Annotated in this window: 20 protein-coding genes; 10 read left to right on the top strand and 10 right to left on the bottom strand. The window is 43.3% G+C overall.

Annotated elements, in window-relative coordinates; translation table 11 throughout:
- The first annotated feature begins 76 nt into the window (after window positions 1-76).
- Window positions 77-469, top strand: coding sequence for a hydroxyphenylacetyl-CoA thioesterase PaaI (paaI, locus tag H0S56_RS05270; RefSeq protein ID WP_005103578.1), 393 nt, complete (start codon window positions 77-79; stop codon window positions 467-469).
- 76 nt (window positions 470-545) lie between these two features.
- Here paaI and H0S56_RS05265 read toward each other — a convergent pair whose 3' ends face one another.
- Window positions 546-2,249 (bottom strand): M61 family metallopeptidase, encoded by a 1,704-nt coding sequence (locus H0S56_RS05265; protein WP_195725829.1) that lies wholly within the window; start codon window positions 2,247-2,249, stop codon window positions 546-548.
- Window positions 2,250-2,424: 175 nt separating this feature from the next.
- Here H0S56_RS05265 and H0S56_RS05260 point away from each other — a divergent pair, with 175 nt between their 5' ends.
- The 3 genes from H0S56_RS05260 to slyD all read left to right on the top strand — a co-directional run bounded on the left by H0S56_RS05260 (window position 2,425) and on the right by slyD (window position 5,894).
- Window positions 2,425-3,738, top strand: coding sequence for a D-alanyl-D-alanine carboxypeptidase PBP6B (locus H0S56_RS05260; protein ID WP_195725828.1), 1,314 nt, complete (start codon window positions 2,425-2,427; stop codon window positions 3,736-3,738).
- Window positions 3,739-3,988: 250 nt separating this feature from the next.
- Entirely contained in the window at window positions 3,989-5,275 is a 1,287-nt protein-coding gene (locus H0S56_RS05255; protein ID WP_195725827.1) for an NAD(P)/FAD-dependent oxidoreductase, read from the top strand.
- 136 nt (window positions 5,276-5,411) lie between these two features.
- On the top strand, window positions 5,412-5,894 hold the full coding sequence (slyD, locus tag H0S56_RS05250; protein WP_004278960.1) for a peptidylprolyl isomerase: 483 nt from the start codon (window positions 5,412-5,414) through the stop codon (window positions 5,892-5,894).
- A 166-nt stretch (window positions 5,895-6,060) separates the two neighbouring features.
- On the opposite strand, the gene H0S56_RS05245 is transcribed toward slyD, so the two are convergent.
- The 5 genes from H0S56_RS05245 to H0S56_RS05225 form a co-directional block, all read right to left on the bottom strand.
- Complete coding sequence (locus H0S56_RS05245; RefSeq protein WP_004645549.1) at window positions 6,061-6,834, bottom strand: M48 family metallopeptidase; 774 nt, start codon at window positions 6,832-6,834, stop codon at window positions 6,061-6,063.
- 112 nt (window positions 6,835-6,946) lie between these two features.
- Window positions 6,947-7,255, bottom strand: a complete 309-nt coding sequence (locus H0S56_RS05240; RefSeq protein ID WP_180086952.1) for a hypothetical protein — start codon at window positions 7,253-7,255, stop codon at window positions 6,947-6,949.
- Window positions 7,256-7,414: 159 nt separating this feature from the next.
- Entirely contained in the window at window positions 7,415-8,734 is a 1,320-nt protein-coding gene (locus H0S56_RS05235) for an adenylosuccinate synthase (protein ID WP_004278963.1), read from the bottom strand.
- A 70-nt stretch (window positions 8,735-8,804) separates the two neighbouring features.
- A complete protein-coding gene (locus tag H0S56_RS05230; protein WP_195725826.1) occupies window positions 8,805-9,971 on the bottom strand; it encodes an ATP phosphoribosyltransferase regulatory subunit in 1,167 nt (388 codons plus the stop codon).
- 206 nt (window positions 9,972-10,177) lie between these two features.
- Window positions 10,178-10,633, bottom strand: coding sequence for an Lrp/AsnC family transcriptional regulator (locus H0S56_RS05225; protein WP_004645552.1), 456 nt, complete (start codon window positions 10,631-10,633; stop codon window positions 10,178-10,180).
- 147 nt (window positions 10,634-10,780) lie between these two features.
- Between H0S56_RS05225 and H0S56_RS05220 the strand changes: the two genes are divergently transcribed.
- A complete protein-coding gene (locus tag H0S56_RS05220) occupies window positions 10,781-11,530 on the top strand; it encodes an AzlC family ABC transporter permease (protein ID WP_195725825.1) in 750 nt (249 codons plus the stop codon).
- Window positions 11,527-11,826, top strand: coding sequence for an AzlD family protein (locus tag H0S56_RS05215; protein ID WP_129716517.1), 300 nt, complete (start codon window positions 11,527-11,529; stop codon window positions 11,824-11,826). The genes H0S56_RS05220 and H0S56_RS05215 overlap by 4 nt, the downstream gene beginning before the upstream one ends.
- Window positions 11,827-11,870: 44 nt before the next feature.
- On the opposite strand, the gene H0S56_RS05210 is transcribed toward H0S56_RS05215, so the two are convergent.
- Together H0S56_RS05210 and H0S56_RS05205 are read right to left on the bottom strand one after the other, a co-directional pair.
- Complete coding sequence (locus tag H0S56_RS05210; protein ID WP_195725824.1) at window positions 11,871-12,167, bottom strand: hypothetical protein; 297 nt, start codon at window positions 12,165-12,167, stop codon at window positions 11,871-11,873.
- Between the two features lie 192 nt (window positions 12,168-12,359).
- A complete protein-coding gene (locus H0S56_RS05205; RefSeq protein WP_005106504.1) occupies window positions 12,360-13,382 on the bottom strand; it encodes a type I glyceraldehyde-3-phosphate dehydrogenase in 1,023 nt (340 codons plus the stop codon).
- Window positions 13,383-13,770: 388 nt separating this feature from the next.
- On the opposite strand from H0S56_RS05205, the gene alaS reads away from it, so the two are divergent.
- From alaS to csrA, 3 genes are all read left to right on the top strand, one after another.
- The gene (gene alaS / locus H0S56_RS05200; protein WP_195725823.1) at window positions 13,771-16,464 is read left to right on the top strand and encodes an alanine--tRNA ligase; all 2,694 of its coding nucleotides are present in this window, start codon (window positions 13,771-13,773) and stop codon (window positions 16,462-16,464) included.
- Between the two features lie 64 nt (window positions 16,465-16,528).
- Complete coding sequence (locus H0S56_RS05195) at window positions 16,529-17,809, top strand: aspartate kinase (protein WP_004278971.1); 1,281 nt, start codon at window positions 16,529-16,531, stop codon at window positions 17,807-17,809.
- A gap of 250 nt (window positions 17,810-18,059) precedes the next feature.
- Entirely contained in the window at window positions 18,060-18,314 is a 255-nt protein-coding gene (gene csrA / locus H0S56_RS05190) for a carbon storage regulator CsrA (RefSeq protein WP_004278972.1), read from the top strand.
- Window positions 18,315-18,408: 94 nt separating this feature from the next.
- Here the strand turns inward: csrA and rnhB are convergent, their stop codons facing one another.
- Together rnhB and H0S56_RS05180 are read right to left on the bottom strand one after the other, a co-directional pair.
- Window positions 18,409-18,996: a ribonuclease HII gene (gene rnhB, locus H0S56_RS05185; RefSeq protein WP_195725822.1), complete on the bottom strand. Its 588-nt coding sequence runs from the start codon at window positions 18,994-18,996 to the stop codon at window positions 18,409-18,411.
- A 59-nt stretch (window positions 18,997-19,055) separates the two neighbouring features.
- On the bottom strand, window positions 19,056-19,427 hold the full coding sequence (locus H0S56_RS05180; protein WP_004278974.1) for a hypothetical protein: 372 nt from the start codon (window positions 19,425-19,427) through the stop codon (window positions 19,056-19,058).
- 217 nt (window positions 19,428-19,644) lie between these two features.
- On the opposite strand from H0S56_RS05180, the gene H0S56_RS05175 reads away from it, so the two are divergent.
- The gene (locus tag H0S56_RS05175) at window positions 19,645-20,208 is read left to right on the top strand and encodes a cytochrome b (protein ID WP_195725821.1); all 564 of its coding nucleotides are present in this window, start codon (window positions 19,645-19,647) and stop codon (window positions 20,206-20,208) included.
- Window positions 20,209-20,218 lie beyond the last annotated feature (10 nt).

The raw sequence follows: 20,218 nt of genomic DNA, 5'->3' as shown, positions 1-20,218 counted from the left end.
CTGACTATCCGATGTTATTTATGATTCATATATTTAATAATTTAAAATAAAACATATCTAAATAAGGAGTTTTGCAATGGATCAGCAAGTCAACCAGATGTTTAATCAGGACCGGTTAATTCAGCATCTTGGTGCTCATCTGGTTTCTTATAATCACAATTATGCAAAGATCGAATTAAAGGTGACTGAACAACATTTACAAGGTCATCAGACCTGTAACGGTGCCGTGATTTTCGCACTGGCAGATGCAGCTTTTGCAATTGCCTGCAATACCGGTGAACATCCGGCAGTTGGTCAACATTGCGGTATTCATTATTTAAAACCGGGATTGCTTGGGGATACACTGACTGCTGTAGCAGAACATAAAGCCAGCAGTGGCCGTAGTGGCATTTATGATATTCAGGTGATGAATCAACATAATCAAATCGTGGCAGAATTCCGTGGCACATCACGACTGATCATTAAATAGATTTGCTTTCAACATGCACTTCAATAAAAAACCGGTGACGATGCACCGGTTTTTAAAATTAAGAATAATTATGGATTTAAGCTTTAAGCCATTTCTCAGCTTTAGCCTGATCTTCCACTTTCAATTCCACTTCGGTCAGTTCAGAACCCGCGGCTTGAACGTCGAAGATCATCATTTCATCACGACGGAATGCATACACTGTAAAAGTACCTTGCTGTTTTGCATAGCTTTCAACAAGCTTAGTCGTTGCCTTTAAACCATCAATTGCAATAATGACATCATTGGCAGAAAGGCCAGCGAGCACAGCAGCACCCTCACGACGCGCAGATTGAACCAGCACACCTTCCGGCTTATCTGCTAGTTTTAAACCGAATGGCAAAGACTTGTCATTTTTCAGGCTATAAGCCATACCAAACTCAGGGAAAAGCTGATCCAATGGTAATTCGTCTGTGGTATTGATCAAGTGATTGATCTGTTCTGACCAATCATCTCCTGTCAGTTCTTTACACAATTCAAAGATTGTCCGCTCATGCACCTGAACACCCTTCTGGGCATTTTCATACAAACGGCGCATCACGGCATCCAGACTTGAACCGCGTAAACGCAAACCTAAATCTAAGCACAAAGCAACTAAACAGCCTTTGTTGTAATAGCTGGTACCCGCATTATTCGAGTTTTCATCCTGACGGTAGAATTTCACCCAGGCATCAAAACTGGATTCAGACACTGACTGAATCACACGTCCCGGATTTTGCAAATAACGGTCAATCTGTGCTTTTAACAAAGCAATATACGATTCCTGATTAATCACGCCACTGCGCAGCAAAATCAAATCATCGTAATAAGAGGTAAAACCTTCAAAGATCCATAACAGAGAGGTATAGCCTTCTCTGTTTAAATCATAGTTAACAAAGTTTTCAGGGCGAATGAATTTCACCAACCAGGAATGGAAATATTCATGGCTACATAAGCCGAGGAAACGCTGATAATCTTTCGATGGTTCTTCAGGTTCATTGGCTTTCGGCAAGTCATCACGTGGTGAAATCAGGCTGGTAGAATTTGGATGCTCCAGACCGCCATAGCTATTGCCGGTTGCCATGGTCATAAAGGTATAGTCTGTAAACGGCGCCGAACCAAACATTGAAATTTCTGTAGCACAGATTTTTTCAATGTCCTGCTGCATACGCGCCGCATTCATCGCGTGTTTGCCTGACACCACAAACTCATGCGGAATACCATTTGCTTCAAAACTGAAACGGGTTTGTTCTGCTAGCTCAAATGGCGCATCAATCAGTTCGGCATAGTTTTTAGCTTTCAGGGTGAAACGGCCTTTGACCAGACTTTTAGCCTGCATTCCTGTTGCCAATTGAAAATGCTTCAATTCATCTGGCAGGAAGATTTCCAGTTCAATTTCTTTATTTTCCTGACCTTCCAGCCCCAGACATGCACAAGCCGGGTTCACGTAGAGACGATTTTGATCCACATATGCACCACGAACGGACAGGTCATAGGCATAGACATCATATTCAACTGTAATCAGTTCATGATCAGTATTGAATAAACGCCATTTATTTTTTTCAAATTTCTGGATCTGTAACTGGCGCCCATCTTCATCATAGGCTTTGACCGCTTCAATGTGCTTGGAAAACTCTCGAATCAGATAGCTGCCCGGAATCCAAGTCGGCAATGACAGGACTTGTGTCGGGTCCGCAAGAAAACGAACAGTCACGTGAATAAGATGCTGACGATAATCGTCAAATTCAATTTGATAATGCAACATAATGAACGATATAAAATTAAAATAAATGAGATATAGCTTAGCTTAGCATTTTTTAAGCCAGTATGGTTTAGCTGTCTTATTTGTCTACATTTACGACTAGCTATCTGTATAAAAAAGGCATAGCATGCGTGAAAATTAAATCGTTCAACACCCAGCGGGTTATCAAGGAACACCATTGAAATACATCATCTCACTGATTGCGGTTTTCAGTTTATTTATTTCTGCATTTTCACATGCTGCCCTACTCAATATTGTGCCTGAAAGCGTTGAAGCTGAAGCCTGGACCATTCTGGATTCACAGTCTGGTCAAGTCATTGCAGAGCACAATGCCGACGTTCAGCGTGCTCCGGCTTCGCTGACCAAAATGATGGTGGCTTATATTGCCTTAAAGGAAATTGAGGCCGGAAAATTAAATAAAAATGAAGTGTTAACCGCGACCTCTGTGGTTAAAACCGTGATGTGGGATGAGTCACAAATGTACCTGAAAGAAGGTGATCAGATTTCAGTCGATCAGCTTCTGGCGGGCTTAATTATCATGTCTGCTAATGATGCCGCAGTCACGCTGGCTGAGAAAATTTCGGGTGGTATTCCGCAGTTTGTTGAACGTATGAATCAGGAAGCCAAAGCGCTGGGCATGCAGCATACCAATTTCCAGAATCCGGCCGGTATTACCATGCCTGAGCATTATTCGACTACCGCCGATTTGGCCAGACTGTCTATGGCGGTGGTGAATGAAACCCCGGATTATCTGTATTATTCCAAACAGCCAAGCTTTACTTATAACCAGCATTTTCATCGTGCGACCAACCGTGTGCTTCAGGTCGATCCTACAGTAGATGGTTTAAAAACCGGTTTTACCCGTGCAGCGGGCTATAATCTGGCACTAACCGCCAATCGCGTCACCGCAGATTTTGAAATGCCAAATCGCCGTCTGATTGTGGTGGTGCTGGGTACTAAAAGTGCAGCAAAACGCGCTGAAGTATCACATAAGCTGATGAATCTGGCTTATACCTATACTCGCAATGAAGTAGCGATCAAAGATCAACAGCTACTGGCTGAGTTGCCTGTAATTAAATCCACCTTAAAAATGTTTAAGGTGCAAACCAAGCAACCGCAGATTATTACCACTTCTTTATATGATCAGGGCTACAGTATTGACCTGAATCAGTTTGACCAGGCAAATCAGCGTGTCATGCTGAATACTGGTGATGGCGTTTTAAAAAGTATCGAGCCATTACAGGAAACTCAGACTCATATCAATGTTGAAGTGAAAGCATCTGAACTCATTGCACCTTTGGCGACCATGATGCCTTTGGCGACCATTCAGGTTTATCAGAATAATCAGTTGATTCGCACCATTCAAATTGAAGATCATGTCGAAATTGAAGAAGCCAATCTGTTTCAGAAGTTCTTTAGCTGGCTACAAGGCTTATTCGGTTTATTTTCAGACAATACACCAAGCGTAAAGCTTTATCCTTTAGATAGATAATAGCGCTACATCTCAAGTCACTTTTCTTTAAGCTAGAAGATCTCCTCTCTGATCTTCTAGCAGATTCCCTTTATCAATCTCGCTCTCCCCTTGCTTCCTCAAAGCAGCGATACTTACCTGCTCTCACAGAATTGCTACGTTTTGTAATTTGTATAACAATTTTAATCAAGACGCGTTTTAGTGCATGCCATAGTATATTTTCTCTCTATTTCTCTTATTTTTATTAAAAAAATAAACAGGTTAATCATATATGACAGCACATAAAATCGTGATTGTGGGTGGTGGTGCCGGTGGTCTGGAACTGGCGACTCAGCTGGGTGAGAGCTTGGGTAAAAGCGGTAAAGCCCAGATTATTCTGGTCGATCAAAAACTGACACACATTTGGAAACCGCTGCTGCATGAAGTTGCCGCAGGCACCTTAAATCCACATGAAGAAGAAACTAATTATTTTGCCCATTCAGCCGCACATCATTATGAATTTGTCTTGGGGACATTTACCGGTCTGGATCGTGAAGCGAAACAGATTGTGGTAGAAACAGAATATTTCTCCAAAAAAGCCCAAGCCAAGAAGAACCAGCGCATCGACTATGACACCCTGGTACTGGCCTTGGGTTCTACCTCGAATGACTTTAATACCGAAGGCGTCAAACAGTTCTGTCATTTTCTCGACAGCCGTCCACAAGCTGATATCTTTCAGCAGGATCTGTTGCATCTCTACTTGAATGCTCAACATGAAGCTTCGAGCCGTGAACTGAATATCGCGATTATTGGCGCCGGTGCGACTGGAGTAGAATTGGCTGCCGAGTTGGTGGAGGCCAAACACAATTTCTTTAAATATGGCTTAAACAAGGTCGATCCAAATAAAGTCAAAATTACCTTAATTGAAGCGGCGGATCGTATTTTGACTGCGCTCTCGCCGAAAGTTGCTGAACATACCATGCAACAGCTGGAAAAATTCGGTATTGAAGTCCTTACCAGTCATCGTGTGGCCAAGGTAGATGAAGACAAAATTTATTTTGCAGATGGCTCAAGTCTGGATGCCGAGATTAAAGTCTGGGCCGCAGGTATCAAAGCACCTGAAGTCTTGGCACAACTGCAAGATATGGAAAAGGACAATATTCACCGCTTGAAAGTCTTCTCCACCCTGCAAACCAAATCTGATCCAGACATTTTTGCTTTTGGTGATTGTGCTCACTGCCAGCCTGCTGCAGATGAACCGGTCTTGGGTCCACGCGCACAAGTGGCTAGCCAACAGGCCAATTTCCTGGCCAATGCCTTAAAAGCACGGATCAATGAGGAAAACTATTTACCGATGTTTAAATTTTCCGACAAAGGCTCACTGATTTCCTTAAGCCAGAATAAAGCTGTCGGTGAATTACTCGGTCAGGTCAATGTGCAAGGCTTTGTTGCCAAATCGATGTATGTTTCTTTATATCGAATTCATCAGGCGACCATTCATGGTTATGCGCATGCTGGCATTCTCACCGCAAAAGGTTTTGTTACACGAAAAATTTCTCCAAAGCTGAAATTGCATTGAAATTCCAGAATTTGGCCCAATCAATGAAAAAATCGTCAACAAAATTGTCAAATTGCGTTTTTTTGCTAATTTTAGTCTACAAAAATGCAATTTCACTTTATGATGTACCCTTAAAAAATTGAATGGATCAATTAACATGACTGCTATTGCAAATAACCTCGTGGTTTCTTTCCACTACACATTGACTAACGCAGAGGGTGAAACTCTCGACCAATCTCAAGGTGAACCACTTGCCTATTTGCACGGTGCAGGTAACATCATCCCAGGTTTAGAAAATGCGTTAGAAGGCAAAACTGTAGGTGAAAAATTCACTGTAAATGTTCCTGCTGCTGAAGGTTATGGCGAATACAACCCTGACCTAGTTCAAGAAGTTCCTGCGCAAATGTTCCAAGGCGTAGACAACATTCAAGCAGGTATGCAGTTCCAAGCTCAAACTGATGACGGCGTGCAAATCGTAACTGTTAAAGCAGTTGAAGGCGACAATGTTGTTGTTGATGCTAACTTCCCACTTGCTGGTCAAGACCTGACTTTCGAAGTTGAAATCGTATCTGTTCGTGAAGCTTCTCAAGAAGAATTAGATCACGGTCACGTACATGGTGTAGGCGGTCACCAGCACTAAGATCTTCTGATCTTGAGTGAAAAAAGGCAAAGTCAGACTTTGCCTTTTTTATTGCCTGAAAATAGCCCGTAGAATATTAACCATCCGATCAGCTATAAAAAAAGCAGAGCCATTGCCCTGCCTTTCCAATCCGATCAAGATCTCCTTTTACAGGATGATCAGTGGATTATTTTTTTTGGTTATAAATCTGCATCGCTGCTGGCAATTGTTGACGCATTTGCCCAATACGCTGACTATTCGATGGATGCGTAGACAGGAAGGTTGCACCACTGCCGCCACCAAGTTTGTTCATTTTTTCCCACAGGGTAATGGCTGCATTCGGGTTATAACCTGCGCGCGCCATCAACATTAAACCACCTTGGTCAGCACGGCTTTCCAGATTACGCGAGTATGGCAAGCCAATACCGATCTGACTACCCAATTGTGCGGCTGCAGCGCCACCTTGACCTACACCTGCTGCATTTAAGCCAATACCCAAAGCCAGATCAGTCAGGGCTTGAGCACCGATTTTCTGCTTAGAATGCTCTTCTAAGGCATGCACCATTTCATGACCCATAATCGCTGCAATTTCAGCATCGGTCAGATTCAGTTTATTCACAATACCGGTATAGAATACAACCTTACCACCTGGTGCAACAAAGGCGTTGACCTGGTCAGATTTGAGCACAGCCAATTGCCACTGGAATGCTGTACCGGTTTGATTCATCTGGTTAGCAACCGGTTTCAAACGGTTAAATACATTATTAATCCGCTTATAGGTCGCTGAACTGGTATCCAGTTGACCTTTGTTTTTCGCATCATTGACCATGGCATTATAGCTTTGGCTCGCAGATGCATTTAAGGTCGCAGTATCTGCCCCTGCCATATCGGCAATGGTGGTACAACCTGATAATGTGACGACTGTAGCAGCCGCCATACTCAATAAAAGTTTATTCTTCATTATAATTTACTCCGCCTTGGCTTAAGGGCAATTTACATTGTAAAAATTATAAGTGAAAGCGCGTAGCAGCTAAACGCTTAATTCATTCATCTTCTTATAAATTATGTAATTTTTAAGCCAAATACTGTATCGCCAACCAATAAATCAGACAAATAATATTGAGGCCTAGGTAAACCTGACTAAGTGGTTTGATTTTCTGTTCAAGCATTTCGTCTTTACGTTTGAAATATAAAAAAGCATTTTGCAATAAAATAATAGGTACTAATACACAGGCGATAATGACACTCAGACCAATCAGCGCCGCATAAATCACCTCAGGATTTTGAGTTTGCGCACGAATAATCATCATGGCCAATGTTGGCGCCCCACCCATCGCGAATAACAATGAATAAAACATGGTCGCCGATATATTTTTTTGCATCCTGCTGCTCATTTTTCTTTCTTTATATGCTGCTATGTTAAAGCACATCACGCCACATTACCGATGCAACTTTAGTCTTGAAATACCTGCATAAATTCAGCATATAAAAAACCCATCCGAAGATGGGTTTTTATCATTCAAGCTTTAATCAGATGAAGATTAAGCATCAAACGGGTGACGAAGAACGATGGTTTCTTCACGGTCTGGACCTGTTGAAATAATGTCGATAGGACATTCAATCAATTGCTCAAGACGTTTTACATAGTTCAGTGCAGCTTCTGGTAACTGATCCAGTGATTTCGCACCGAAAGTTGACTCAGACCAGCCTGGCATAGTTTCGTAAATCGGTTTTAAAGTTTCGAATGCAAGCGCATCAGAAGAACCGACACAACCAGAATCTGCAGCTTCATAACCCACACAGATTTTCACTTCTTCTAAACCGTCAAGAACGTCAAGTTTAGTCAGGCAAATACCAGAAAGTGAGTTTACGTCAACTGAACGGCGTAGAATTTCAGCATCGAACCACCCACAACGACGTTGACGGCCAGTAGAGGCACCAAATTCATTACCAATCGTACCGAGGTGTTTACCAATCGCATCACCTGTGTCATTTGCAGCGTCATACACCAACTCAGTTGGGAATGGGCCAGCACCTACACGCGTTGTGTACGCTTTAGTAATACCCAGTACATAGTCAAGGTGCAAAGGACCCAGACCTGAACCAGAGCTTACGCCACCAGCAGTGGTATTCGAAGAAGTTACATACGGATATGTACCGTGGTCAACGTCAAGAAGTGAACCTTGCGCGCCTTCGAACATGATGTTGTCACCGTTTTTACGGTAGTTGTGCAATTCAGTGGTCACGTCCACAACCAGTGGCGCAACAACTTTACGCCATTCGTCGCAAAGTGCCAGCACGTCTTCCAGTTTAACTGCTTCAACACCGTAGTATTCAGTCAGCTGGAAGTTATGGTAGTCCAGAAGTTCAGTTAACTGAGCAGTAAGATGTTCACCACCACGTACCAGGTCAGCAACACGTACTGCGCGACGCGCTACTTTGTCTTCGTATGCAGGACCGATACCACGACCTGTCGTACCAATCTTCGCATTACCACGTTTTTTCTCACGCGCTTGGTCAAGTGCGATGTGGTTCGGAAGAATCAATGGACAGTTTGGAGAAATGCGTAAACGTTCTTTAACAGGAACGCCTTCTTTTTCAAGAATGTCCATCTCTTTGATGAGCGCTTCAGGAGAAAGAACAACACCGTTACCAATTAAGCACAATACGTTTTCACGTAAAATACCTGATGGAATGAGGTGTAAGACCGTTTTCTTACCACCAACCACAAGAGTGTGACCTGCGTTATGTCCGCCTTGATAACGAACTACCGCTGCCGCTTGATCTGTGAGCAGGTCGACGATTTTACCTTTACCTTCGTCGCCCCATTGGGTACCAAGTACCACAACATTCTTGCCCATAATAGCCTCATTACATCATGCTGTTAAAGTTGAAAGCCCCGCTCAGCGACATGAACACTGAGCCAAGCAGTTAAATCGTTTTGACTGTCCACTCACCATTCGCATTCACCAGCTGGTGCGTCGCATATGGAATCGAGTTTAAATCATCATTACCCAGTAACTGAATTACACTTAAGCCTTGTGCACGAATATTCTGAATTGCATTCAGAAGTTCTGCATCAGTGCCTTTAGGTGCAACCACGACCTGTACCGCATCAAACTGGCCTGCGCTTAAAGCATATAAGTCACAAGAGAAACCGGTTGCCGGACGCGCACGGCCAAAATGTTCACCAATACCATCATAACGGCCGCCTTGTGCCAGTGCAGCTGCACGGTTCGGTGCATAGACCGCATACATCAGGCCAGTATGATAATGGTATGAACGTAATTCAACCACATCAATACCAATACTCAAGTTTGGCCAACGGGTTTGAACTTCATCTTTGGTGGTTTGCAAGACATTAAAAGCCTGAGTGAATGCTGGATTTGCCAACACTTCAGCACTTAAATTCGCTTGTAATGCATCCAGGTCGCTGGCATAACGTCCAAGGGCATAAAAATCCTGACCAAATTTCAGGTCTGCCGTGAATTCTTCTAATTCTGGCAGCGCCTTACGTTGGTATAAGTCAGATAATTGCTGTTCAGCGACTTTGTTTAAGCCGGCTTGAGCCACCAGACTGCGGAATAAACCCACATGACCTAAGTCCAGATGAATACCATCTGCCAGACCTGTTTCCTGAATCAGACTGATCATCAAGTCGACCATTTCTACATCGGCATCGATGCTGTCTGAACCAAATAGCTCCGCACCTAACTGTAGTGGCGCACGCGAAGTGTTAAAACCGCGAGGCTTGGTATGCAGAACGGTTCCTGCATAGCAGTAACGTGCTACACCTTCCACTGGATGTACATGCGCATCAATACGAGCCACTTGTGGTGTCATATCGGCACGCACACCAAGCAAACGACCAGAAAGCTGATCGATTACTTTAAAAGTGGCTAAGTCTAAATCTTGATTCGATTCTGAGAGAGAAGATAGAGATTCGATGTATTCAATGAATGGCGTGTACACCAGCTGATAACCTCGAGATGCAAGGAAATCCAGTGATTTACGGCGCAGACTTTCAATAACTTGCGCTTGTTCTGGTAATACATCAGCTACACCATCAGGTAATAACCATGTCTCTGAAATGGGCATGTTGTAAACCTAAATTCTTGTCAGCGCGGAACGAATCCGCATAAAAAAATCGGGAGCACACCCGATTTCTCCTAGTCTAGCACGATAGTTTTGGCTGTGCATCGCAAATTTTATAATTTTCGCTACCTGATGAAATCAACAACAATTGTGTCAACTATCAGCGTTTTAATGCACATTTAAAACAAATAGCATGACAAAATCCGGCATTAAACCAAAGGCAATGCAGTCGTGCTTTTAACCGTTTGCAATGGAATTTCAGTTTTTACACTTTGAATGCAGGGAATTTGGGTTAAATGATGAATCTGAAATTTACGATAGGCATCCAGATCAGCCACCACAATTCTTAAAAAGAAATCACAATCGCCTGCCATTAACTGGCACTCGACCACCTCTGGCATTTCCTTGATCGCTTCGACAAATTGATCGACCACAGCAGCTTCTTGAGACTTGAGCCAGACGCGTGCAAACACGCTCATCGCCAAATTGACCTTTTGTGGATTCAGCAGTGCGACATATTGCTCAATCACGCCATCATCTTCAAGCTGTTTTACCCGTCTTAAACAGGGTGACGGTGACAAGCCAATTAATTGAGCCAGTTCATTATTTTGCAGTTTTCCATTCTTTTGCAGCTCATGCAAAATGCGTTTATCTATTTGATCCATGTCTATGCCTTGGCATTTAAAACCCCTTAAATTTAATTTAGCGCAATTTAATTTCAAATAAAACTCAAATCTCTTTCACTACAACAGCAAATAGCCTGAATATCGCCATAAAATATGGTCTAGTTTTGCAGTACCCAGGTCATTTCCATGCTTTTGTTCAGACAAAGCACCGCAGCAATAGTTGCCCCTACCGATTTCAGTGAATTTCAACGTGGCATGAAAGATTCTATTCCCATGCTTTTAGGGATTATCCCCTTTGCATTAGTACTGGGTGCGACGGCAGTACAGAAGAATTTCAGCTTGCTCGAAGTGCCTTTACTGACAGGTTTGAACTTTGCCGGCGGTTCTGAATTTGCCATTCTGGAGGTCTGGAGCAGTCCACCAAATTTACTCATGCTGATGTTCATTGCCTTTCTGGTAAATAGCCGGCATCTGTTGATGGGCGCCAGTTTGGTGCCGTATTTAAAGCATCTTCCGAATCGTAAAGTTTTTCCGGCGCTGTTTTTTATGGTCGATGAGAGTTGGGCACTCGGTCTGGCTGATGCACAAAGGAAACAGGCGCAACTGGGTTATCGTGCTGCGTTTAGCATGCCTTATTATGCCGGCCTGTGTTTTTGCCTGTACTTGATGTGGGTCGGATTTACCACACTCGGCACCATGCTTGGACCTGTATTAGGCGATATCAACCGTTTTGGTTTCGATATGGCCTTTCCTGCTGTATTTCTGGTGTTACTGAGAACTATGTGGAAAGGTTTTGAGGCTGCCCGGCCATGGCTGGTCAGTTTAGTCTGTGCGGCTTTGGCTTATTTATATTTACCTGCGGGCTGGTATGTACCGGTTGGCGCCTTGTCTGGAATCGCTTCGGCATTTTTCATGATTCAAGAGGATCAAACATGATCCAGATGAATACCTTGGTGGCTATTATTCTGATTGCTGCGACCACCTATTTAACCCGGATCTTGGGCTACGTCTTATTAAAAAATAAAACGCTGACACAGCGTCAGCGAAAAATTCTGGAAGTAGTCCCTGGCTGCGTGCTGATTTCAGTAATTGCACCCTATTTTGTTCGAGACCATCCTGCAGACCTGATCGCCTTGGCTTTAACGCTATTTGCCGCTACGCGTTTTGGATTATTACCAACCGTCGCCATCAGTATGGTTTCTGCCGCAGTTTTAAGAATTTTAATCGTCTAATACTCAAACAAAATCCCTTTAAATAATTTCTAAAGGGGTTTGGATTATTTCTGTGGATCGACCACTTTGGTCAGCAAACTGACCAGTTCGGCATTTTGCAATTCAACCTGCTGAAGTTTGGCTGTGGTCTGATCCAGCACTTCCTGCTGCACATGCATTTTTTTGGCTAGATCCTGCATAATTTCCAGGGTCTTTTTCAAATTTTCTTCCAGATGCACGATTTTTTCTTCGACTGGCACGCCTTCCACGCTATGTGGTTCATCATTCTGATTAAACTGCAGCCAGATCAGAAAAATCACCGCCAAAGTCAGCAATATAATAAATCCCCAAACCACCATCATGTGCTTGCTCTTATTTCATTTTATTGTCTTTATCTTAACGAAAAATGCTTCAGATAACGTAAATAATTCAGCCTCAATTCCTGATTTTCGATCAATTACCGGCAAATTCTCTTAAAACATGGCTTGCAGAATATTTACAGGCAAGAAAAAAGCACCGTGTCTTGGTGCTTTTGAGGTTTAGATAACCCGAACTTAATGAAATGATTCACATAAATCCAGTAGACGGTTGGCATAGCCCCACTCGTTATCGTACCAGGCAAAAACCTTAGCTTGATGCCCGACCACCAGAGTCTGGGTCAAATCAACAATCAGTGAATACGGGGAATGATTAAAATCACTCGATACCAAGGGCTCGTCCGTTACCGACATAATTTCGGCAAAATCCTGCCGGGCAGCCTTAATCAGAACTTCATTTAACTTGTGATCGGTAATCGGCGACTGGGAGACAAAGGTCAAATCAATCGCGGCCACATTAATGGTTGGCACCCGAATCGAATAACCATCAATACGATCTTCCATTTTTGGCATGACACGCTTTAAGGCACCGAGTGCGCTCGAAGTGGTCGGAATGATGTTATGGCCCGAGGCACGTGCACGTCGCAAATCACGATGTGCATGATCCAGTACCGACTGATCCGCCGTAACAGCATGGATTTCGGTCATCAGGGCGCTACTGATGCCAAATGCATCATCAATAATTTTGACCAGTGGCACCAAAGCCTGCGTAGTACAAGAAACACTGGAAATGATCTGGTCCGATGCTTTGACTTCATGATGATTGACACCATAGACAATTGCGGCATCGACCGTATCAAAAGGTGCCGCGCCAATAATCACACGTTTCGCCCCTGCGCCAATATGCTGGGTCGCGGCTTCACGAGAACGGAATAGCCCAGTACATTCAAGCACTACATCTACCGTCAAGTTTTGCCAAGGCAACTTAGCCGGATGCGACTCACACAAAACCTGTACTTTTAATGCAGTATCTTGATAGCTGATATGCATATAGATATGTTCAGCATCATAGCTGAGATCCACCTGCCCCGGAAAACGGCCATGGGTCGAGTCATATTTAAATAGATGGATCAGGGTTTCAACATCGGCAATATCGTTAATGGCAACGATTTCAAAATTAAAATCTTTCGGATTTTCAAACCATGCGCGCAGTACATTCCGTCCAATACGCCCAAATCCATTGATTGCCACTCGTTGCATGACTCGACCTTTTATATGCCTATTTTAAAACTCTTCTATGTTAAAGGATTTCTGGCGCCGTACATTAAAAAACTTCAGAGAAAATACTGATTTTCGATTATTTTATTTCTGATCCATCCGTCTGTATCTGGGTCATTTAAAATTCCAGTTATTTTTAATGTGATGGATATCCACGAATTCTACTGTGGGAAAATTCAATTTAATTATTCAGCGAAAAACCTGAGTAAATAAATCCTTCGCAATTGGTTTTAAAATGATTGGTGCCTACTGCTTTTTCCGTTATAATTTGGCGTTTTAAATTTTTAAGCCCCGCATTGCAGCAGAGCTCTTGTATGCTTGTCAGACTGTGGTGTTTTAGCCAAATCGGAAATTATGGAGTGACTTGGTTGTGAGTACTCGTTTTATGACATCAGCTGAAATTCGTGAAGCATTTTTGCGTTACTTTGAATCGCAAGGGCATACACGTGTCGCGTCGAGTTCTCTAGTACCTGCCAATGACCCAACTTTGCTGTTCACCAATGCTGGTATGAACCAGTTTAAAGATTGCTTCTTAGGTCTAGAAAAACGCGATTATGTACGTGCAGTGTCATCACAAAAATGCGTGCGCGCAGGTGGTAAGCACAACGACTTGGACAATGTAGGTTATACAGCACGTCACCACACTTTCTTTGAAATGTTGGGTAACTTCTCCTTTGGTGATTACTTCAAACGTGATGCGATCAAATTTGCCTGGGACTTTTTGACTAACGAAGAATGGCTTGGTCTTCCTAAAGATAAACTCTATGCAACCGTTTACCACACCGATGATGAAGCCTTTGACATCTGGAACAAAGAAATCGGTCTAGACGCTTCACGCATTATTCGTATTGGTGACAACAAAGGCGGTCAATACGCATCAGATAACTTCTGGGCAATGGGCGATACCGGTCCATGTGGTCCATGTTCTGAAATCTTCTTTGACCACGGTGAGCATATCTGGGGTGGCCTACCGGGTTCTCCTGAAGAAGATGGCGACCGTTTCATTGAAATCTGGAACAACGTTTTCATGCAGTTCAACCGTACTGCGGATGGCGTACTGCACCCTCTTCCAGCACCTTCTGTAGATACAGGTATGGGCTTGGAGCGTATTTCTGCTGTTTTACAGCACGTCAACTCAAACTACGAAATTGACTTATTCCAGCATTTACTTAAAGCTGCGGCTGAAATTATTGGTCTGGATACTACAGCGCTTGAAGCTGAAGCTGCTGAGAAAGGCACACCAGTTCAGTATCCTGCTTCATTGAAAGTCGTTGCTGACCATGCACGTTCATGTTCATTCCTGATTGCTGATGGCGTAAACCCATCGAATGAAGGTCGTGGTTATGTACTGCGTCGTATTATCCGTCGTGCAGTACGTCATGGTAACAAATTAGGCGCAACAGGTTCGTTCTTCCACAAAATGTTGAAGCCACTGATCGAAGTGATGGGCGATGCATACCCTGAACTTGCTGCTCAACAAGCACGTATCGAAGCACAACTTCTTAAAGAAGAAGAACAATTTGCCAAAACACTTGAGCAAGGTTTGAAATTGCTTGAAGGCGAATTGGCACAGTTAAAAGGTTCTGTGATTCCGGGCGAAGTGGTATTTAAACTTTACGACACTTATGGTTTCCCGACTGACTTGACTGCTGACATCGCACGTGAACGTGACTTAACCATTGATGAAGCTGGTTTCGAAACTGAAATGGCTGCACAGCGTCAACGCGCACGTGATGCAGGTAAATTCGCGATCGACTACAACAGCGTAGTTAAAGTTGAAGGCGAAACTCAGTTTGATGGTTATGACGCAACTGCAGGTGAAGGTCAAATCATCGCAATCTACAAAGATGGCGAGCAAGTTGATGAAGTGTTTGAAGGCGATGAAGCACTGATCGTACTCAACCAAACACCTTTCTACGCAGAAAGCGGCGGTCAAATCGGTGATACAGGACTCTTCAAAAACGATACTGGTATTTTCGAAGTTCAAGATACCAAAAAATCTGGTGGCGCATTTGTACACCAAGGTATCGTGACGATGGGTAACTTGAAAGTTACTCAAAATGTAGAAGCAACAGTAAAAGCAGATATTCGTGCAGCAACTGCGCGCAACCACTCTGCGACTCACCTGCTACATGCTGCGTTACGTCAAATTTTAGGTTCACATGTACAGCAAAAAGGTTCATTGGTTGCATCTGATGTGTTACGTTTTGACTTTGCCAATGACCAACCTGTAAGCTTTGAACAGCTGCAAGAAATTGAACGTTTGGTCAATGCTGAAGTGATTGCCAATACTGCGGTGTCTACTGAACTTCTGGATATCGAGTCTGCGAAGGCTAAAGGTGCGATGATGCTGTTTGGTGAGAAATATGGTGACGAAGTACGTGTACTGTCTATGGGTTCAGTGATTGAAGAGAAAAACTTCTCAATCGAACTTTGCGGTGGTATTCACGTAAAACGTACCGGTGATATCGGTCTGTTCAAAATCACCTCTGAAGGTGGTGTGGCAGCCGGTGTACGTCGTATTGAAGCAGTAACAGGCACTAAAGCAGTTGAAGTTGCGCAAAAAGCCGATCGCGATATCAATACGATTAACGGTTTGCTCAAAGCACAAAAAGACCAGACTTTAGAAAAAGTTGAAGCGTTGGTTGATACTGCATCGAGCTTGCAGAAACAGATCGAACAACTCAATCAAAAACTTGCTAGCCTGCAAGCCGGTGAACTTCTAAGCCAAGTTCAAAGCATTGCAGGTCGTGCAACCTTGATTACAACTGTTGAAAACATGGATGCGAAAGCACTTCGCAACCTGCACGACGGTGTGAAATCAAAATTAGAAAATGCAGTGATTGTTCTTGCAGGTGTAGAGGGTGACAAGGTGAGCTTGATCGCATCTGTGGCAAAAGACTTTACTGCTTCTATTAAAGCAGGTGACATCATCAAACATTTAGCGACTGAGCTAGGTGGTAAAGGTGGTGGTAAACCTGACTTGGCACAAGGTGGCGCGCCACTTAACGAGAAGTTTGCTCCAGTGATGGCAGATTTAACTGCCTGGCTTGCAGCAAAATAAAACTTCAATTTTGTGTAACTGAGCCTGATAGGTACATCAGGGTCATGGCTTATATGGAACAACTATGGCATTAATCGTTCAAAAATATGGCGGTACCTCTATGGGTACTCCCGAGCGCATTTTAAATGTTGCTCGTCGTGTAAAGCGCTGGCATGACCACGGCCACAAGGTAGTGGTAGTGGTATCAGCAATGAGTGGCGAAACCAATCGTCTACTTGCTTTAGCGAAGGCCATTACCGAAACCCCTGACCCACGTGAACTAGACCAAATGGTATCTACGGGTGAACAGGTTACGATTTCTATGTTAGCAATGGCGCTGAACTCAATTGGAGTTGAAGCAAAATCACTAACAGGTCGCCAGGTTGGCATGAAAACCGACAGCTCATTCAATAAGGCACGTATCGAATCCATTGATACTGAAGTCCTGAACTCAAATCTGGATGCAGGCCGCGTACTTGTCGTTGCCGGTTTCCAGGGTTTTGATGAACATGGCAATACCACCACTTTAGGGCGTGGCGGTTCTGATACTTCAGGTGTTGCAATTGCTGCCGCACTCAAAGCAGATGAATGCCAGATTTATACCGACGTTGACGGTGTATATACCACCGATCCACGTGTTGCACCAAAAGCAAAAAAAGTTGATCGTATTTCATTTGAAGAAATGCTTGAGATGGCGTCACTCGGTTCTAAAGTCCTGCAAATTCGTTCAGTTGAATTTGCTGGTAAATACCAGGTGCCTTTACGCGTATTATCAAGCTTCGACAATGACAACGATGGCGCATTCGACGAAGAGTTTAAGCAAAACGTTGGTACACTTATTACGACTGAATTGGAAGACAACATGGAACAGCCAATTATCTCCGGTATCGCATTTAACCGTGACGAAGCAAAATTAACTATTTTAGGTGTGCCTGACGAACCGGGTATTGCTTCTAAAATTTTGTGCCCGATTGGTGATGCCAATGTTGAAGTGGATATGATTATCCAGAACGTTGAAGAAGATGGTACAACTGATTTCACTTTTACTGTGAACCGTGGCGAATTAAATAAAGCCAAAGCCATTCTTGAAGCAACTGCTCAAGAAATTGGTGCGCGTGAAGTTGCGACCCGTTCAGATATCGTAAAAGTATCAATTGTAGGTGTAGGCATGCGTTCACATGCCGGCGTGGCAAGCAAAATGTTCACAGCTTTGGCAGACGAAGGCATCAACATCCTGATGATCTCGACGTCTGAAATCAAGATTTCTGTGATCATTGAAGAAAATTATCTTGAACTTGCGGTTCGTTCATTGCATACCGCATTCGGTTTAGACCGTGAACAAGGCGAATCTAGCGCACGTGCTTAAGCGTTAAGACAGAATATTGTCATTGTTTGACAGTATTTTATAAAAGTCTACAAAAATGCAGAGCCACTATAGTTTTTTTTATAGTGGCTCTGTTATATTAAGCCTGAGGATTTTTAACCAGCTGAGATAGATTAAAATCTTTCACCCAGATGACAGAATTTCTATCCAGATCTTATTTTGTAATTTTTGGTTGTGCTTTTTGTTTTACATTCAATAGATTGCAGGTTTTGCATTTTGCAAGGAGAAAAACATGCTGATTCTGACTCGACGCGTCGGGGAAACTTTAATGATTGGTGATCAAGTCAGTGTGACTGTGCTTGGTGTAAAAGGTAACCAGGTTCGTATCGGGGTAAATGCTCCGAAAGAAGTCTCTGTGCACCGTGAAGAGATTTACCAGCGTATCCAGCATGAACGTGCAATGCATGAACATCTTCAACATATCGATCAAGATTACCAACCTTCTTATGAAGACGATAGCCAGACACAAAATAACTTTAACCGTTAATGTTTGTGCGAAGAATAAAGCGGCTTTTAAGCCGCTTTAAATTTGTCTGAATTTTATATAAAAATATTAAATACTTAGATAATTTAAATAAAACTTAAAGTTCCACACCCTGCTGTAATGCTGCAATCACTTTTTTCACCGGCCCAAAACTGCGACGATGCTCATCAATCACGCCATGTAAGGCAATCGCTTCGAAATGTGCCTTGGTCGGATAACCCTTGTGCTTGGCAAAGCCAAATTGCGGATGTTTCTGATCCATCTCGATCATCTGATGATCACGGGTTACTTTCGCCAGAATACTGGCTGCTGAAATTTCAGCATGTAGCGCATCACCACCCACCACGGTATCACAACTCATGCAAAGGCCTTGAGGGACTTTATTACCATCGACCAGCACATGCTCTGGCTGAATCAGCAAAGCTTCTACAGCACGACGCATGGCCAGCAAAGAGGCCTGCAAAATATTATGTTCATCAATCTCTGCCGCAGAAGCCTCAGCAATGGCCCATGCCAGCGCTTTTTCCTGAATTTCGATAAAAAGTTTTTCACGCTTCTTTTCAGTGAGTTTTTTAGAATCATTTAAACCCTCAATCGGGTTGTTCGGATCCAAAATAACTGCCGCAGCGACCACCGAACCCACTAATGGCCCACGCCCTGCTTCATCTACACCAGCAATCTTCATGTCTATTTTTCCATAAAAAATAGGCTGAACCAGTCAGCCTATTTCAATTTAATCTTGGCTTAGTTTACAGCTTCAGCTACACAAGCGTTAATGGTTTTTGCAACCACATTGCCGACAATCGTCGCACGTGCTGCCGGGTCAATCGCTGCAGTCGCCAAATCTACCGCTGTTACGCTTTGGGGTGCTTTTTCGCTGACACAGCCACAAATTTCAGTCTGGATATTCTGCTTTTGGGTCGTAGTCATTAGACGTGTAGCTGTTTGCCATGCTGGAATATTATTCAGCTCAGTCGTACATTTTGCATTGATCGCGATTTTAAGCGCAGCCCCACCCAGCTGTTGAGTCGTGGTTTGCGTTTCAGGGCTGCCTGTTGTTGCACAAGCCGATAAAACCAAAGTAAGCGGAGCAAGTGCAGCCAATAATTTTTTCACAGATCTGTTCCTTGTTTATTCATATATGAAGCGTGACGCTATTGTGCCGAAATTCACCTGAATAAGAAATCTATAAATCATCCTGAATGTTTAATCTGCACCCAGCAATTTCAATAGATGTTACATGAAAGCCACCATAGCGTTGCAGATTTGGAATTGCTGAGTTGATTCGCCCTTTGCTAAGGTGCATTCATCTTTGAGGGCAATCGAAAATCACATGGAAAAAGTACAATATTACACGCGCACGGCACAATGGCTGCACTGGATCATGGCAGTTATCTTTATTGCGGCCTGGCTGATTGGTTTTTATAGTGGGAATTTTTTAAGTTATGAAGTCGATGGCAGCTTTAAAGGCGATGTCATCACCCTGCATAAAAATATCGCCACCACCATTATTTTCCTGTTGGTTGTGCGAATTTTCTGGCGTTATACCCACCCTGCCCCTGAACTATCGGACACTATGTCACCCCGGATGAAAACTTTGGCACATGCAGGTCATCTGGCTTTGTATTTTATGCTGATTGCTCTACCTGTCACCGGCTGTTTATATAGCTGGAGTCTGGGCTATCCAGCACCAGTGCTATATTTATTTAACCTGCCGGCACTGATTGCAGAAAATCCGGCTGTAACCGCGATCGTAAAACCCCTGCATATCTGGCTTTCCTGGGCAGTTGGCTTACTTTTAGTTGGACATATTTTCGCAGCACTGAAACATCATTTTATCGATAAAGATCATGTACTCAACAGCATGACCCGACAATCCAAATCTTCTAAAAAATAATCTGCAAAAC

The organism is Acinetobacter lwoffii, assembly GCF_015602705.1.
GTDB classification, from domain to species: Bacteria; Pseudomonadota; Gammaproteobacteria; order Pseudomonadales; family Moraxellaceae; genus Acinetobacter; species Acinetobacter lwoffii_E.
The sequence above is the reverse complement of the archived record's forward strand: the minus strand, read 5'-3'. Positions and strand labels throughout refer to the sequence as shown.

Coding starts and splice junctions, on each gene's coding strand:
- rnhB (WP_195725822.1), bottom strand. CDS start 18,996: ATGAAGATTGCTGGTGTAGATGAAGCAGGGCGTGGGCCATTAGTGGGT.
- H0S56_RS05195 (WP_004278971.1), top strand. CDS start 16,529: ATGGCATTAATCGTTCAAAAATATGGCGGTACCTCTATGGGTACTCCC.
- slyD (WP_004278960.1), top strand. CDS start 5,412: ATGACTGCTATTGCAAATAACCTCGTGGTTTCTTTCCACTACACATTG.
- H0S56_RS05215 (WP_129716517.1), top strand. CDS start 11,527: ATGATCCAGATGAATACCTTGGTGGCTATTATTCTGATTGCTGCGACC.
- csrA (WP_004278972.1), top strand. CDS start 18,060: ATGCTGATTCTGACTCGACGCGTCGGGGAAACTTTAATGATTGGTGAT.
- H0S56_RS05255 (WP_195725827.1), top strand. CDS start 3,989: ATGACAGCACATAAAATCGTGATTGTGGGTGGTGGTGCCGGTGGTCTG.
- H0S56_RS05245 (WP_004645549.1), bottom strand. CDS start 6,834: ATGAAGAATAAACTTTTATTGAGTATGGCGGCTGCTACAGTCGTCACA.
- H0S56_RS05205 (WP_005106504.1), bottom strand. CDS start 13,382: ATGCAACGAGTGGCAATCAATGGATTTGGGCGTATTGGACGGAATGTA.
- H0S56_RS05265 (WP_195725829.1), bottom strand. CDS start 2,249: ATGTTGCATTATCAAATTGAATTTGACGATTATCGTCAGCATCTTATT.
- paaI (WP_005103578.1), top strand. CDS start 77: ATGGATCAGCAAGTCAACCAGATGTTTAATCAGGACCGGTTAATTCAG.
- H0S56_RS05225 (WP_004645552.1), bottom strand. CDS start 10,633: ATGGATCAAATAGATAAACGCATTTTGCATGAGCTGCAAAAGAATGGA.
- H0S56_RS05175 (WP_195725821.1), top strand. CDS start 19,645: ATGGAAAAAGTACAATATTACACGCGCACGGCACAATGGCTGCACTGG.
- H0S56_RS05220 (WP_195725825.1), top strand. CDS start 10,781: ATGCTTTTGTTCAGACAAAGCACCGCAGCAATAGTTGCCCCTACCGAT.
- H0S56_RS05240 (WP_180086952.1), bottom strand. CDS start 7,255: ATGCAAAAAAATATATCGGCGACCATGTTTTATTCATTGTTATTCGCG.
- H0S56_RS05235 (WP_004278963.1), bottom strand. CDS start 8,734: ATGGGCAAGAATGTTGTGGTACTTGGTACCCAATGGGGCGACGAAGGT.
- H0S56_RS05210 (WP_195725824.1), bottom strand. CDS start 12,167: ATGATGGTGGTTTGGGGATTTATTATATTGCTGACTTTGGCGGTGATT.
- H0S56_RS05230 (WP_195725826.1), bottom strand. CDS start 9,971: ATGCCCATTTCAGAGACATGGTTATTACCTGATGGTGTAGCTGATGTA.